Source organism: Lysinibacillus sp. FSL K6-0057 (assembly GCF_038630885.1).
Taxonomy (GTDB): domain Bacteria; phylum Bacillota; class Bacilli; order Bacillales_A; family Planococcaceae; genus Lysinibacillus; species Lysinibacillus fusiformis_F.
Genome location: NZ_CP152047.1, coordinates 3,002,591 through 3,017,887 on the forward strand (window position 1 = coordinate 3,002,591; position 15,297 = coordinate 3,017,887).

Annotated in this window: 8 protein-coding genes; all 8 read left to right on the forward strand. The window is 31.5% G+C overall.

Annotated features, from left to right (window positions below; genetic code table 11):
- Positions 1-3 precede the first annotated feature (3 nt).
- The 8 genes from MHB40_RS15070 to MHB40_RS15105 all read left to right on the forward strand — a co-directional run bounded on the left by MHB40_RS15070 (position 4) and on the right by MHB40_RS15105 (position 15,278).
- Positions 4-531, forward strand: a complete 528-nt coding sequence (locus tag MHB40_RS15070; protein ID WP_342532795.1) for a hypothetical protein — start codon at positions 4-6, stop codon at positions 529-531.
- A gap of 191 nt (positions 532-722) precedes the next feature.
- Positions 723-2,411 (forward strand): zinc-ribbon domain-containing protein, encoded by a 1,689-nt coding sequence (locus tag MHB40_RS15075; RefSeq protein ID WP_342532796.1) that lies wholly within the window; start codon positions 723-725, stop codon positions 2,409-2,411.
- A 164-nt stretch (positions 2,412-2,575) separates the two neighbouring features.
- Positions 2,576-3,298, forward strand: coding sequence for a type II toxin-antitoxin system antitoxin SocA domain-containing protein (locus MHB40_RS15080; RefSeq protein ID WP_342532799.1), 723 nt, complete (start codon positions 2,576-2,578; stop codon positions 3,296-3,298).
- A complete protein-coding gene (locus MHB40_RS15085) occupies positions 3,270-3,695 on the forward strand; it encodes a hypothetical protein (protein ID WP_342532800.1) in 426 nt (141 codons plus the stop codon). The genes MHB40_RS15080 and MHB40_RS15085 overlap by 29 nt, the downstream gene beginning before the upstream one ends.
- A 78-nt stretch (positions 3,696-3,773) precedes the next feature.
- Entirely contained in the window at positions 3,774-4,907 is a 1,134-nt protein-coding gene (locus MHB40_RS15090) for a phage tail tape measure protein (protein WP_342532802.1), read from the forward strand.
- 220 nt (positions 4,908-5,127) lie between these two features.
- Complete coding sequence (locus MHB40_RS15095; protein WP_342534787.1) at positions 5,128-13,884, forward strand: phage tail tip lysozyme; 8,757 nt, start codon at positions 5,128-5,130, stop codon at positions 13,882-13,884.
- Between the two features lie 38 nt (positions 13,885-13,922).
- Positions 13,923-14,186: a hypothetical protein gene (locus MHB40_RS15100; RefSeq protein ID WP_342532803.1), complete on the forward strand. Its 264-nt coding sequence runs from the start codon at positions 13,923-13,925 to the stop codon at positions 14,184-14,186.
- Between the two features lie 18 nt (positions 14,187-14,204).
- A complete protein-coding gene (locus MHB40_RS15105) occupies positions 14,205-15,278 on the forward strand; it encodes a hypothetical protein (protein ID WP_342532805.1) in 1,074 nt (357 codons plus the stop codon).
- Positions 15,279-15,297 lie beyond the last annotated feature (19 nt).

Here is a 15,297-nt window from a genome sequence, read left to right on the forward strand (position 1 = left end):
TATATGTCTAACAAAATAAATGAAGTATCCACTGCATTTTTTACCCAACGAGCTAAGGACGTTAATCGAAAAGAGGTTTATCATTTTGATGAAGAAAAAGGACATAGTATCACTTACTTCCCTATCTTTTCTAAATCTAAGAAAGATAAGCTAATCATAGAATTAATTGAAACTATTCAATATTGCAAAGACAATAATATTGATTATCTTAAAGATGATGCAGATATGGAACAATACCTTGGGTATCTAATAATTAAACACTTCACTTCTCTATACGATACTTTATCCAAATGGTCTGTAGAAGATAATATTGCATACTTGAAAGGGTTATATGATAGCGGAGATTTTGAGTTGTTCTTTGATGAGATTTTTACTTCCGAAGAAGTAACGAAAGTTTTTGATCAACTAAGAAAAACAAACGAAATTGCAAATGTCTATAAAAAAGAATTAGATAAGCAGAAACAATTAATTGAGTCCAATGTAAAGAATAATAAGTTAAAAGAAAAAGCATTGAATCAGTTACCTAATTAAAATGCGATATAGATTTATAATAAATATTAATAAATACATAATAAATAGATTGACATACAAATAGTTTATGTTAATATTTAACTATAGGGATAGAAAAGGAAGTAGCTAGCCTTCTCGACAAGTAGGATATCCCAAACCTACTTCCCTATTTAATTAATTTGGGATATTACTTTTTGGGAGGTAATTAAAATATGTGTAAAACTACATATGTAAATATTCAAACAGGTGAAGTTTTGGATATGGAGAAAGTGTCAACCTTGAAAGATAACGCAATGTTAAAAATAAAGCCAGAACTTTGGTGCGAGTGGGACTTTGAGAAGAATGATCAATTAGGTTTTGATATTTGGAGTATGACAAAAGCCATGCAGAAAAAAGTTCGGTGGATATGCTCTAAATGTAAAAACAGTATAGATGTTGTTATAAACACTAGAGTAAACACTAATAGTAAATGTGCATATTGTTCAGGTAAGAAAGCAACCAAAGAGACTTCTTTTGCAGCTCTATATCCTGAAGTTAGTAATGAATGGCATCATGAGAGAAATGGAAGCTTAAAACCAGATTCTGTTTTACCGCATTCACATAAAAAAGTATGGTGGCTGGGTAAATGCAGACATGAGTGGGAGGCAAGATTAGCGGATAGAAGTAGAGGTTCAGGATGTCCTTACTGTTCAGGTCAAATGGTTTGTGATGACAATTCCCTTGCAACATTGAATCCAGAGCTGTCCTCTGAATGGCATCCGACAAAAAATGATAATTCTACTCCAAATGATGTAACCTGTGGAAGTAACAGAAAGGTTTGGTGGATATGTGAATTAGGTCACGAATGGGAAGCTAGGATTAGCAGTAGGCATGGAGACGAATTAGGATGCCCTTACTGTACAAATCAAAAAACTCTAGTTGGATACAACAATATAAATCATACAAATAACCTTATTAGTAGTGCATTAGTTAACAAGGATGATGGTGATACTTACACTCAAGGTAGTAATGTTAAAGTGGAGTTCCAGTGTCCTTCCTGTAATAAATATTTAGGATTTAAAAAGATTAGTGATGTTTTTATTTTTGGATTATCGTGTTCGAATTGCTCAGATGGTAAATCGTATCCTGAAAAGTTTATGTCCAATTTACTAAGCGATCTAGATATAGAGTTTGAAAATGATATAAAGTTTGATTGGTCAAAAGGTAAACGATATGATTTCTTCTTTAAATATTTGAATGAGAGTTTTATTATAGAAATGCATGGAGGGCAACATTACAACGGAAGATTCTCCACATTAAATGGTAAAGGGGTTAAATATGAAGAGAAGAACGATTTAATTAAAGAAAAATTAGCTCTTGATAATGGCATTGAAAATTATATCATAGTGGATGCACGCCAAAGTAATTTAGAATGGTTGAAGAATAGTATTCTTAAGAGTAAGTTGATTAGATTTTTCGATTTAAGGAACATTAATTGGAATAGTATCGATTCCAAGTCATTAAGTTCATTAATGATTAGAATATGTAAAGAGTACGATGAGAATATGTCAATCCTAGTCCGTGATCTAAGTAAAAAGTATAACCTTTCAAGAAAAACTATATATGATTATTTAGATAGAGGTTACAAAGTTGGATTTAACAGATTTACTAGAGATCAGCAAAAGCATCCTGATATTTGTTATTCTTCTTTTAAGAAAAAAGTTGTAAAGATAGGTATTAAGAGCAATAACATTTATATATACGATTCTATCACTGAAGGATTGCAATCAATAGGGTTATATCATAGATCAGCAGTCTCAGGTGTTTCAATGTGTTGTAACGGTAAAACTAAATCAGCTTATGGTTATAGTTGGATGTTCTTATCAGATTACGAAAAACAGTACGGAAAAATAGATGAATAGTTTTCAAATACATCTCCCCCACTCTAACCATTAACTCTTGTCGATTGAAAAGTTAAACGTCCTTGATAATATGCCAATATATGCTATAATTTTCCTAAATAAACTCTATCAATCTCTAATATAATAGTAATAATGGCTATTTGTTTTATTGGAGGTGATGAGATATGAACCAAAAGGAGGATGAAAATATGTATGAGGTAATAAGTACAGAAAAACTTGAAGTTAACAAAGTTTCTGCTTACTTGTTCAATACTCCTGAATGCCACTTCAGTAATTCGATGGAAGGTAATATGAAGCTACAAAAACTTCTTACTTTTGCTAACTTAATTCATTACGCACAGTACAATGATTTTCTATTTGAGAATGATATGTATGCGTTTAAAAATGGCGTTGTTGTAGAGGATGTAAGGATTCCTTATTTCACCAATTATTATGGATACAAGGAGTCCTTACAATCATACTCTACAGATTTTACAGAAGAGCAAATAAATTCTATAGATATGAGTATCTCTATTTTTAACAAACTTAGTGCCAAAGAGCTCTCTGACATACAACATGAGTTGATAACTTGGCAAGTTTGTTATGATAACTCCCTTGTTGGAAATAGATACGAGAAAGAACTAGGTAAAATTGATCGCAGTAGTATTAAAGTAGAAGATATTGAGAAGTTAAGAAAGATGATTAATAGTTTTAAAGAAAATAACGAAGAAGACTACTTGATTGAAAGAATAAATGGAATTACTTTTTATTATGAGGAGTCCGAAATACCTGTAAGTAAGAAAGATATTTTAGATTACCTTGCTCTAGTTTCAGGAAGTGAAGTAAATGGCGAAGACGACACATTCTTTTTAGCATTCGATGAAGATCAAGGATTATACCACTATTAGTACTGGATTAGGTTTTCTTCTTCAATTACCTTTCGCTGACAATGGTGTAGTATCATATAAAAGACCATATTTAGTAATTGGAGAAGAAAACAATTTCTTATTATTGTTAAATGTAAGTTCATCCAAAGGGAAAGAGCATAAATTACTTTTAGACTCGAATGAAGAAATAATTAAGTATAAACCACCTTTTAAATTAAAATCTTTTGTGAAATTTGATGCGTTATACAAGGTAGAAAAATGTCCAACTTTAAATAAATTTATTTTAAGCCAAGGACAATCATTAGTTAAGGATGAATTAGATAGATTAATAATTCTCTATGCAAATTATGTTGAAAACAATAAGGTTATAGAGTCAATTATCTCTGAAGAAGAATTGAATAACTATCAATCTATATAAAAATAAAAAGAAGAAGTTGAGTGATTTTATTTCGCTTACCTTCTTCTTTTTATTTTATAAATTATAAGGAGGATGTGAATGGCTACTAAAAATCCTATTACTCTTTTAATGTCTCTTGACATAAATAGTAGTACTTCTCAACAAAATGTTAATCAATATGTACAGTCATTAAAGAAATATTACGACAGAAATCCCCTACTCATATCTCTTGGTATTAATAAAGGTAATTTAGAAAAAGAATTAAATGAAGTCGCTAAATTAATAAGCAAAAAACAAAATGAGTTAAATGTTAATATTGGATCAAGTAATACTTCTAAAGGCATGAAAGACTTAGAGGGTCAAATTGATAAAGTAATATCAAAATTAACAGAACTAGATAGAAAATTGAAATCCGTTGGATCTGGCTCAAGTAGTTCTAGCAATTTAAACAGTTTATCGACTACTTCCATAGGAAACTCTATATCTCAATTACAAACATTCAATACTGCTTCAAGTCAAACAGCAAATAATTTAAATAATTTACAACGAGCTGTAGGAAATGCTTCACAAGGATTAAATAATGTCAGTAATAATGCTAATCAAGCAGCTAGATCAACAAATGAACTAGGTAATGCATTCAGTCAGGCATTCACGAAATTTCCGATTTGGCTAATCGCCTCTTCGTCTGTATTCTTACCAATACAGGCTATAAGTGATATGACTGAACGAGTGGTGGAACTGGACACGGCTATGACAAATTTAAGGCGTGTCATGGACATACCTGAGTATAAATTTAATGAAATACTAGAGAAGTCTATAGAGAATACTGAGCGATTATCAGGGAAAGTAGAAGACTATCTTAAATTAGTTGGTGAATTCGGAAGAACTGGAAGAAACGACAAGGAATCACTTGATTTAGCTAATGTTTCAACTATCTTACAAAATATATCTGAATTAACAGCAGATGAAGCTGTAAATAGTTTAACTGCTGCTATGATTTCATTTGGAATTGCTGCTGAAGACAGTATAACTATTGCAAATAAATTAAACGAGGTAGATAACAATTATTCGATCACCACGAGAGATTTAAGTCTATCTATGAATAAAGCAGCTTCAACAGCGAAAACTTTTGGAGTATCTTTAGATGAATTATTAGGTTACACCACTGCTAAAAAAATGGCATTCATAATAGCGATATTATGTCTAAACTTCCCTAAACAGGGAAACCCCTAACGTAATAAGACGAGGGCAATCCTGTACTAAAGCGTATGGCGTAAATGTGCAACGACTAGTAAGTCCTATATTAATAGGCATACATTCAAGTGAATGGAAACGGGAAGGCTCTCACTGAGAGTTTGATATAGTCTGAACTTATAGGAAACTATAAGCTGTATGAGAAATTATCGTGAGATAATCAAATACGATATAGGAGTAACGAACCTATGTGAACAGAATGATTGGTGCTGCTACAAGAGAATCTGGCAATATTGTCGGTAATAGTTTAAAAACCATTTTCTCACGAATAACAACTAATAGTTCAGCAATTGGTGCGTTAAATGATATAGGTATTTCAATTGAAGATATGGAAGGAAAAGTTAAACCTGTCTCCAGTATAATACAAGAAATTGCTGGAAAGTGGAATCAATTATCTGATGCTGAGAGACAAAATACTGCTGTTAAAGTCGCAGGGACATATCAGTTATCGAGATTTAACGCTCTTATGCTTAATTATCAAATGGCACAATCAGCGACAGCTACCTCTATGGACTCATTTAACTCTGCTATGCGGGAACAGGAAGAGTATGGAAAGAGTTTGCAGGCTAGATTAAACCAACTCGACGCGGCCTGGTGGTCTTTTTCTAGCGCTGTTGGAGAAACCGTCCTTTATGACTCAATTATTGTGATAACTTCTGCCTTAGAAACAATGACAGATTCAGGTAATGGAGTTGTCTCAACTATTGGATTATTACCACCTGTAATTACAGTAGCTACAGTTGCTGTATATGCATTTAGTGGTAGTTTCAGAGCATTAGTTGCTTCTACATATGCTTCTACATCTGCTACTGTTGCTGCTACAGGTGCTACAGGTGTATTTTCTGGAGCTTTGGTTGGACTCAGAACAGTTGCTGGATTAGCTACTGTAGCGCTAAAAGGTTTAGCTATTGCTACAGGTATAGGTATGGTGTTTGCTGTAGCAGGTGTAGCTATTGAGAAATTAACAAACATAATATCAGAGAACATTCAAAAACAAGAAGAACTGGATTTGTATTTAGAAAAAAATACATCTGCACTATCGAGTAACAAAGATGAAGTAGAAAAACTGATTACTCAATATAATTCTTTATCCGATGCAAAAGCAAATGACAGCGCTTGGGATTCAACTAAAGAAGAAGAGTATTTAAAAGTACAACAAAAACTTGGTGAAATATTCCCTGCTTTAATTGCTAGTGTGGACTCTACTGGACAAATGCACTTAAAAAATAAAGATGCTATTGAGCAAGAAATAAAAGCTACAGAAAAATTAATTGATGCTCAAAATAAAGTAACAGTAAACACAGCAATTGAAGAATTTGAAAAACTCAATGACGAAATTAATGGTTCATGGTATGATTCATTATCTAATTTCATTTATGGTAGTTTAGAATCTAGAATAAAACAACAAAAACAGATAATCAAATCCATGCAAGAAAACGGAGTAGATACTTCTGTTCAAGAACTTGAATTATTACAACTAGAACAACTATATCAACAAGCTAGTGAAAAAATTAAAGCAAAAATATTCGAGGTTGCAGATGCTCAATCTTCCTTAAAAATTGATTCCAATGTTTCTGAGTCCTTACAAAATTTTGTATCTTCATTAGATTTTTCTGGTTTTGATAATGCCCAATTAAAGGGTTTTTCAGATGAATTTGGTAGAATTCAAGAAAATATACAAAAAGCAATTAATACTAATGACGCAGATTTGTATGCAGATAGCATTAAGAGTTTAAATGATTTGGCTTCGACTAGTAGAGGTTTCGATAAAGAATTAAATTCATTCACATTGAGTTATGAAGAATTTACAAACGCAATCGAAAAAGGACAAATTAAAATTGTTGAGGGCGAAGTTGTAATCGAAGATATGACCAACTCAATGAGTAATGCTGCTAATTCTGTTTCAGAATTAGCTTCAAAAATGCAGGACTTCAAAGACGTTACCGAATCTTTAGCTGGTGTATCACAAGCTTATGTTGATGATTTGGATAACTTATTACTTCATTATCAAGGACTTACAGATCAATTAGCAGGATATACCGAACAACAGCTTCAAGATATTCTTGTAAAAGAAAATTTGAATGCCGAAGAACAACGAGTAAAAGACATTCTAGATAAACGTCTAATAATTATGAATGAATTAGCTAGTGTGTATCCAGATTTACTTGGTAAGGATGGAAAAGCAATTGCTTTGACTTCTGAAAAAATAGAAGCTATTAAAGCTGAAAACAAGGCGAATAAAGTTCTTCTTGAAGGTTATAAAAATGCTCGTGACGGTAAATTAACTGCCGAACAACAAATGACACTTGCCCAAGCTAGTGCTACTAAGGCACGAATTGACAACATCAAAAAGGAACTTCAGGCATTAAATATTCTTCAAACTAAAATGCAAGAAGTTTACAATGAGCAAGTTAAGAAAATGAAGGATGAAGATCCTAATAGCTATACTGCTGGATATGGAGCTTATCGTTCTGGTACTATTTTAGGTCAAACTCAATCTAAAATTAGTGACTATACATCTGAATTAGATAATTTACAGTCATCATTAAACTCTAATATCGGCACTATCGACTCTTTCAACAGCGCACTCGAAAATTCAGGTAAAGCTACTAAAGATAACACTAACTCACAAAAAGACGGCAACTCCACAACTAAAGAATCAATATACATAACAGATAAATATAGACAAGCACTTGAAAAGTTAACTTTAGAAATTGAGAAGCAACAAAAGTTACAAGCTAAATATCCTGAGCATTCCAAAGAGTATCGCAAACATCTTGAAGCACAAATTAAACTTGAAAAGGAAAAATTAGCTTTACAGGAGAAGCAATCTAAAGCGTTACAATCTCAAATTGCATCAGGAAAAATTCAGCAAACTGGAAATATTTCAACTAGCTCCTCCCCTTCATCTAATCAAAACTTAAGTGGTTGGAATGGTACAATTTCAAGTGGATATGGTCAACGTGGTTCAGAATTCCATCGTGGTATTGATATCGCTATGGCTAAAGGTACTAGATTAGATGCAAACATTGGCGGTAAAGTTGTAGCTAGTGGTGATGCTAAGAAAAATGGTATGAGTAGTACATATGGTAATGTAGTAGTTATTCAAGACACTAATGGTATGAAACATATCTACGCTCATTTAGATAAAGCTATAGCTAAACTTGGTGACACTATTACAGCAGGTATGCAGATTGGTACAATTGGCTCAACTGGTACTTCTACAGGTAATCATCTACATTACGAAATAAACAAAAATGGTAATCCTATTGACCCATCAAACTATTTAAATGATGCTAGAAATGGCAGAGTATCAGCCTCCTACCCATCTTCAAGTAGTCAACAAGCTGTTGTTTGGAATTACTTTAAAAATAAAGGATTAAACGATAAAGCAATTGCTGGAATCATGGGTAATATCCAACAAGAATCAGGCTTTAATTCTAGTGCTGTAAATAAATCTAGTGGTGCTTCAGGTATCTTCCAATGGTTAGGTGGACGCAAGAACGGATTACAAGACTACGCTAAATCGGTAGGTAAATCTTGGTCTGATTTGCAGGTTCAATTAGATTATGCATGGAAAGAGTTGCAGGGTTCAGAAAAGAAATCTTTAGCTTCCTTACAGCGAAATGACTTATCAGCTTCCCAACATGCATCTGAATTCGATAGACTATTTGAACGTTCTGGTGGTTCAGCAGTTGGAAAACGTCAAGATTATGCTAACCAATACTTCAATCAATTTCAAGGTACTAATGGTGGTTCAGGAATTGGTATTGATACTTCTCAGCAAGCTATCGATCAAGCTAAATCAGATTTTTACGGAGTACAAAATGATGCACTAAATACTAGAGAAATAATTGAAGATTTAAATGAAAAATTAGTCAAATCAAATATTGCTTATTATAATCATTTATCGGAAGGTGTAGATCGTTCGATTAAGAAATCGAACATTCTTGCTGACCAACAACTTGAACATTCCCAAGCTTACCGTGATGAGTTAGAAAAAGAAACTAAACACTTAGAATACAAGCAATCTTTATTACATAAAGAAGCAAACTTCATTCGTGAGCAACTTAAACGTACTGACCTCTCCCCTGCTTTCAAAGATGAATTAACAACTCAATTGAGTGAATTATCTCTTTCTTGGTGGGATGTTGAAGAAAGCATTAATAGTGTTGACATTTCAAAACTTGAGTCACTCTCAGAGTATTACGAAGAGTTGCGTAAAGCATCTCAAAATAAAATTGACTTAACTAACACTGGATTGAACGAAAATGATGCAGTTAACTATGCAGTTGCGCTATCTGAAATTATCGACTATCTAGAAGAAATTCAGATGATTAACGAAGAAGAGTTAATTGACTTAGAAAAAGAAATTAAGTCTGGGAATCATTCAGCAACAGTTTTAAATGATTTAAAAGAAAAGTATCAAGAATTGAAGTTAAAGATTCAAGAGACTAATAATGAAATTCGTGACACGTTCTATCAAGCCTCAGAAGCTAAGTTTAAAATTGATGATAAAGCTATAGGTGAAACTCAAGATAAAATCGATTTCCTCAATTATAAGTTAGGCTTAATTGATGATAAAGATGTAAAGTTAAAAGTTGATATATACACTAATATGCAGTCTGAAATAGAGGATTCTATTGCAAAAATTGACAAAGGTATCGCTAATGTAATCATTGAGCGAAACACTGCTATTGCAAAAGGTTATGACACTAAGCTTTACGATGATAAGATTGAAGGTTACATCGAGCAACGTAGAGGTCAATTAAGTCAAATTCAATCAATTTACAATCAAATCCAGACTTATGTGTCAGACGCAGCTAATAAAATTAAAGAAGCAGAATCTAATGCATATAGTGAAGCATCAAAAGACATTGATAAAGTAATTAAAGAAACAGAGAAACGCATTGAAGTGTTTTCTGATGTTATTAATACTCTAAATAAAAAATTAGAGATACTTAGTGAATCAGATTTTGATGGTAAAATCGGTGTTATTTCTGACCAACTTACTAAAAGTAGGGAAATGTCGAATACTATCGTTTCTGAGTACAATAAGCTTGCTTCTACCCCTGTTTACAATGATGAACAAAAAGCTCAAGTTGAATCTAAATTAAAAGATTTAAAATCTAGATTGATGGAAAGTAATTCTGCAATCATTGAATACACAAAATCACTAGAGGAAATAAACTTCAATAAGTTAATAAGTGGAGCTAACAAATCTCAAAAAGAAATTAGCAGATTATCTAGTCAACTACAAGCTAATTTGGACTTGTTAGACGGTGGTAAGTTAAGTGGTACAGATTTAGATTTCAACTTCTCACTTCCTGAAGGAAATGTTTTAGATTTATCTAAGTTAATTGAAAACCCTGTCGAACAATTGAAGTCAGTAGAATTATCTATTCAAGACATCAGATCTTCTTCATACGGTAGTCAAATCACTGAAGCAGAGAAATTCTATGAAGAGATGAAGAGTAAGTCTGAACAATTCCATACTGTACTCTTAGATGCAATTGAAAAGTTTGAAAAAGAAGTTAAGCTTCTTATGGAAATGTCTTCTAAATCTAAAGAAAAAGAAAAGGATAATGAAAACAACAAACTTTTAGAATCAACTAAGAATATGACCAAGAAGGAAATTGCGGAGTTAAAAAATCATTATGCTAACATGAAAGCAGAAATGATATCTGCGATGGGTGATTTTGGCTCAGAATATAGTGGTATTTGGGATGACATAATAGCAAGTCTTGATGAAAAAATCTCTATTTTGGAATCTAAAGTTACAAAATCAAGTAGCTTATTGGATAAAATTAGAGATAAAGAACCTATCAAAAAACTTAATCAAGGTATCAGTAAAGCAACAAATGTGCCTGCGTATGCTAAAGGAACGAATGGTGGTCATACTGGTGGACATGCGATTATAAGCGAAGAAGGTCGAGAACTCCTTGTTTACCCTAATAACAGTATTGCCCTATCAGGAAATAAGGGTGCTGAATTAGTTGATTTACCTAAAGGTACACATGTTATTCCAAATAAACAAACTGAGCAATTCTTAGAGGATATCCCTGCATATGCTAATGGTACATCTGGTTTTAATTTTGAGTTGTTATCAAAGGAAAGCTTATTTGGTACTGAGGAATACTTTAGTAGCTTCTCTGACTACATGGCAGCTTTGAAACATAATACTAAAGCCTTAAATGAATTAAATACAGATGAAAAATCTAAGTTTGATGAAATTGCTCAATTGTTAGAGTTGTACAGTAATCCAAATTACAAAAATGATAGTATCAAAGAAGCAATTTATAGCAATTTAACAACTCTTTATCGCCCACTATTGAATGCAATTAATAAAAATGCTGAAAACACTGATATACAAGATGCATTAGATTCTACATTCAATCAACAAAACGATAGAATAGACAGTTCTGCTAAGGAATTGTGGTCAAAGATTACTTCTGGAGCAGATTTCAGTGTAGGCACTTCGATGGCTTGGAGTAAAGATTTAGTTAAGAATTTTAAAACGGTTGAAGATTTTGTTTATAAATACATAAAGGAATTACCTATAGAGGAAATCAATAGTCTCATTGACTCTGCCCTAAACTTAAATCAAAAATTCGAGGGATATTGGACAGACGATGAGGTAAGTAAATTAAATAATTTACGAGATATTGCACCATTATTATCGTTGGACAACTTCACGCAATGGAATAATGCTAACTCTACTTCTATAAATAAAGATTTTAAGCATTCTGGAATTGAATCTGATGAAACTGGTGCATTAAAGTATGTAGACAAGCTTATAGGAAACAATTTAATTAAAGGTAATTATCTAACTAAAGACGATGTTAAGAGTCTATTTACAAACCTCCCACAATTTGAATTTACTTTAGATGATGCAGGTAAAGTGTTTAATTTAGGAATGTCTGAGCATGGTAGAGAAATGAAAGCTAAAGCAGATAACGATCAGGCATTATCTGAATTAGGAAAACTTAAAGATAAATTTGTAAACTCTAGTAGTTTAAATAAATTATCTGAAGAATATAACAAGCAAAGACAGCCAAAAGTAGATCAAATTAAAGAACTTCAAAAGTCATTAGATAATGCTAAATCAAATAAAAATCAATCAGAATTTGAAAGATTGACAAAAGAAATTGTAAGACTTCAAGATGAACTCAATAAAGATGACGCTGCCTTCTTATATAGTAGCAATATAAAATTATCAAAAGAGTCTATTGAAATTGCTAATGAGACAATTAAAGCTTTAGAAGATGTATTAAACAATCCGAATTTAGCCTTAACAGAAAGTACTATTGCAAAATATAAAGAAGAAATACAAAATCAAAAAAATAACATTACCAATGCTATCCAACAACAAAAGGATTTAATATCTCAATGGATGGAATCTCAACAGAAGATTTGGGATAAGAATAACGCTAATTTCCTTGATCAAATTGATGACTTACAATTTGCTTTGGATATGTTGAATGATGCTGATATTACTGAACGAATTCAAATTAATAATGAAATATTAAAACAACAAAAGTCATATACTCAAGAGCTTGTAAATCAGAAAAGACATTTGCAGAACTTGTTACAGGAACAAGAAGTAGGTAGTTATGAATGGAATACCATTAATAACAAGGTCAAAGAGTATAACGAATTAATTGAAGATGCTTACATTCAACAAAAAAATCTCAATAAAGAACTACTATCTGAACAATTTTCTAATCAATTAAATGAAATTGAAAAGCAAATTTTCGATGGTAAAACGGAAGAACAAGCAAGAAAAGAACTTGACAACAAATATAAAGCACAAGATTTGTATCTCGAAGGTTTAGAAAAAGAACTTGAGGTTGAAAAGTTAATTGAGTTTGCTCGTAAAAACGAAATCAAATTAACTCAAGAAGAGCTTAATCTTTTGAACAGTTCTGATAAAATTGACAAGAAAAAGTTAGAAAGACTTCAAAAACAATTAGAAATCAGACAACTGGAACAAAAATTAGCTAATCTTCAACTTGAAAAGAATATCCAACAACTCAGAAAGAATGAAGATGGTTCTTGGGAGTATCAATATGTTGTAGATCAAGATGCCATTGATGAGGTCAATGACCAATTACGTGATAAGCAGCTAGAATTAATTAATTTTGAGAAAGAAGTAGAAAGAAATGCTGAAAGAGAAGAATTATCTGCTAAAAGTGATTATTTTAATCAACTAAAACAAATTACTGATAGAGCTTTATCTGGAGAAATATCTAGTTATAAACAGTTTTCTGACGAATTGTCTAGTTTAAATTCTAACTTCTTGACTACTATTGAATTCGACAACCAAGAAACGTGGAGTAATATTTTTGCAAATATGTCTACCAACATTGACAATATGAAAAACACGTTTAAAACTTATGTTGACGATTTAAAAAATCTAGCACAAGAGGCTCAAAATGCATTAAATATGTTGATGTCTCTTCAAGAAGAAATAAAAGAAAAATCAAATAAAAAAGTATACACTACTGATGAGTTTAAGGCACTTGATAGTTCTTCTAAAAAGGACGTTTTAAACGATCCAAATTCTTATGTATCTTTCAATGGTAAGGATATAAGCTTGAAAGATGTTGCTACAATGTCTCAAAAAGAATTGGAAGACAAATATGGTCTTGCTACTGGTGGATATACTGGTGAGTTCGGTTCTCAAGGAAAGCTAGCTTTTCTTCATGAAAAAGAAATAGTTTTAAACAAAGAAGATACAAAAAATCTACTTAAAGCAGTTGATTTGAACAGGAATTTTACAAATCACTTCAACCCTGTTAATTTTAAAAATATGATAAATCCTATTCAACAAACTACTTCTCAAATATTCAAAATTAATTCCTTGTCCTTCCCTAATGTTACAAATAGCAATCAGATACAAGACGCAATAAAAAATCTACCTAAAATAGCTACAATGAGAATAAATGAGGTGTAGGGTTCTTCCCTACCCTCCTTTTTATTTGAGGTGAGTATATGAATGATATTGAAAACTATATATTAGATGCAATTGAAATAATGGTTAATAAAAAAATCAGTGAACTACATTATAACTATTATATTGAAGCCACTGTTGTATCTTTGAACGAAGACAATACTTGTGAAGTAGAAGTTAATGATCGAATTTATTCTAAGGTTAAAATTAGAGAAGGTTTAGAGTTGTCCATAGGAGACATTGTATTTATATGCATTATAAATGGAAATCTTAGTAATAAATTTATTGATTGTAAAAAACCATAATATAAAGGACGGTGAATTATGTTTAGACCAATACTTAATAACCTAAAACCATTTTCTTCGTCTACAACTAAAGATTTTACATTTACATATTCTGGTGGAGATCAATCGGTAAAAAATAATCTAGTAATTTATAGATTATCTGACAATGTAAAAGTTTATGATGAAACTATTGATACGTTTGCACTTAAACATACTCTACCACCTGACACACTAGTATCAGGATTACCTTATAAATGTCAAATTAGAGTAGGAAATATAAATAATCAATTTAGCCCATTTAGTGATTTTATTTTCTTTTGGGTTTTGGAGACTCCAGATATAGTAATTACTAATATTGATTACGCTAATCAAAACAGGGTCTATAATCAGACTGTAAATTTTACAGCAAATTATAGTAGTGTTGATAATGAAATACTACAGTCTTATAAGTATTTTCTTTATGATTCTAATAAAAATTTAATTACTTCCTATAATGAGGTCTTTTCTGATGGCACTTCTCCCCTAACACAAGAAATTGCAGGGTTATTAAATGAGGTAGATTACTATATCGAAGTGCAGACAATTTCTCAAAATCAACAGGAGTTCTCGACAGGATTAATTAAATTTACACCATTTTATGTTGTTCCAAAGTTGACTTCTGTAATTAGTGTGGAAAATTTAAGTTCTGAAGGAGCTATAAAAGTAAATGCTAATATTATTCAGATAATTGCCAAGTTATATGACGATAATGGTAACGAAATTGCTAGAGAAGACGTTCAATATGTAGATGATGATAAATTAGATTTAAATAGATTAGATTATGAAAGAATGGAAATTAGAGAAGGCTTTAAAATTGAGAATGATGATTTTGTATTGAAACTTTGGTGTGAAAATGTTCCTGATGATAAGGTGTTTTTAACTTTAAATTCAGATTATGGTCGAATAGATTTAATGAAGTATGATGATAAAATACATGCTTTTAAATATACGTATGGAATTAAATACCCTGCCCATTTTGTAAGTAACGAATTAGAAATATTACCAGACCAGCAATTCATGATATATATGAAATCACAATATCAACTAATTGATTTGAAGATTGTTTTAGCATAAAGGAGTGTGATTGTTATTA

Coding starts and splice junctions, on each gene's coding strand:
- MHB40_RS15075 (WP_342532796.1), top strand. CDS start 723: ATGTGTAAAACTACATATGTAAATATTCAAACAGGTGAAGTTTTGGAT.
- MHB40_RS15085 (WP_342532800.1), top strand. CDS start 3,270: ATGAAGATCAAGGATTATACCACTATTAGTACTGGATTAGGTTTTCTT.
- MHB40_RS15080 (WP_342532799.1), top strand. CDS start 2,576: ATGAACCAAAAGGAGGATGAAAATATGTATGAGGTAATAAGTACAGAA.
- MHB40_RS15090 (WP_342532802.1), top strand. CDS start 3,774: ATGGCTACTAAAAATCCTATTACTCTTTTAATGTCTCTTGACATAAAT.
- MHB40_RS15100 (WP_342532803.1), top strand. CDS start 13,923: ATGAATGATATTGAAAACTATATATTAGATGCAATTGAAATAATGGTT.
- MHB40_RS15095 (WP_342534787.1), top strand. CDS start 5,128: ATGATTGGTGCTGCTACAAGAGAATCTGGCAATATTGTCGGTAATAGT.
- MHB40_RS15105 (WP_342532805.1), top strand. CDS start 14,205: ATGTTTAGACCAATACTTAATAACCTAAAACCATTTTCTTCGTCTACA.
- MHB40_RS15070 (WP_342532795.1), top strand. CDS start 4: ATGTCTAACAAAATAAATGAAGTATCCACTGCATTTTTTACCCAACGA.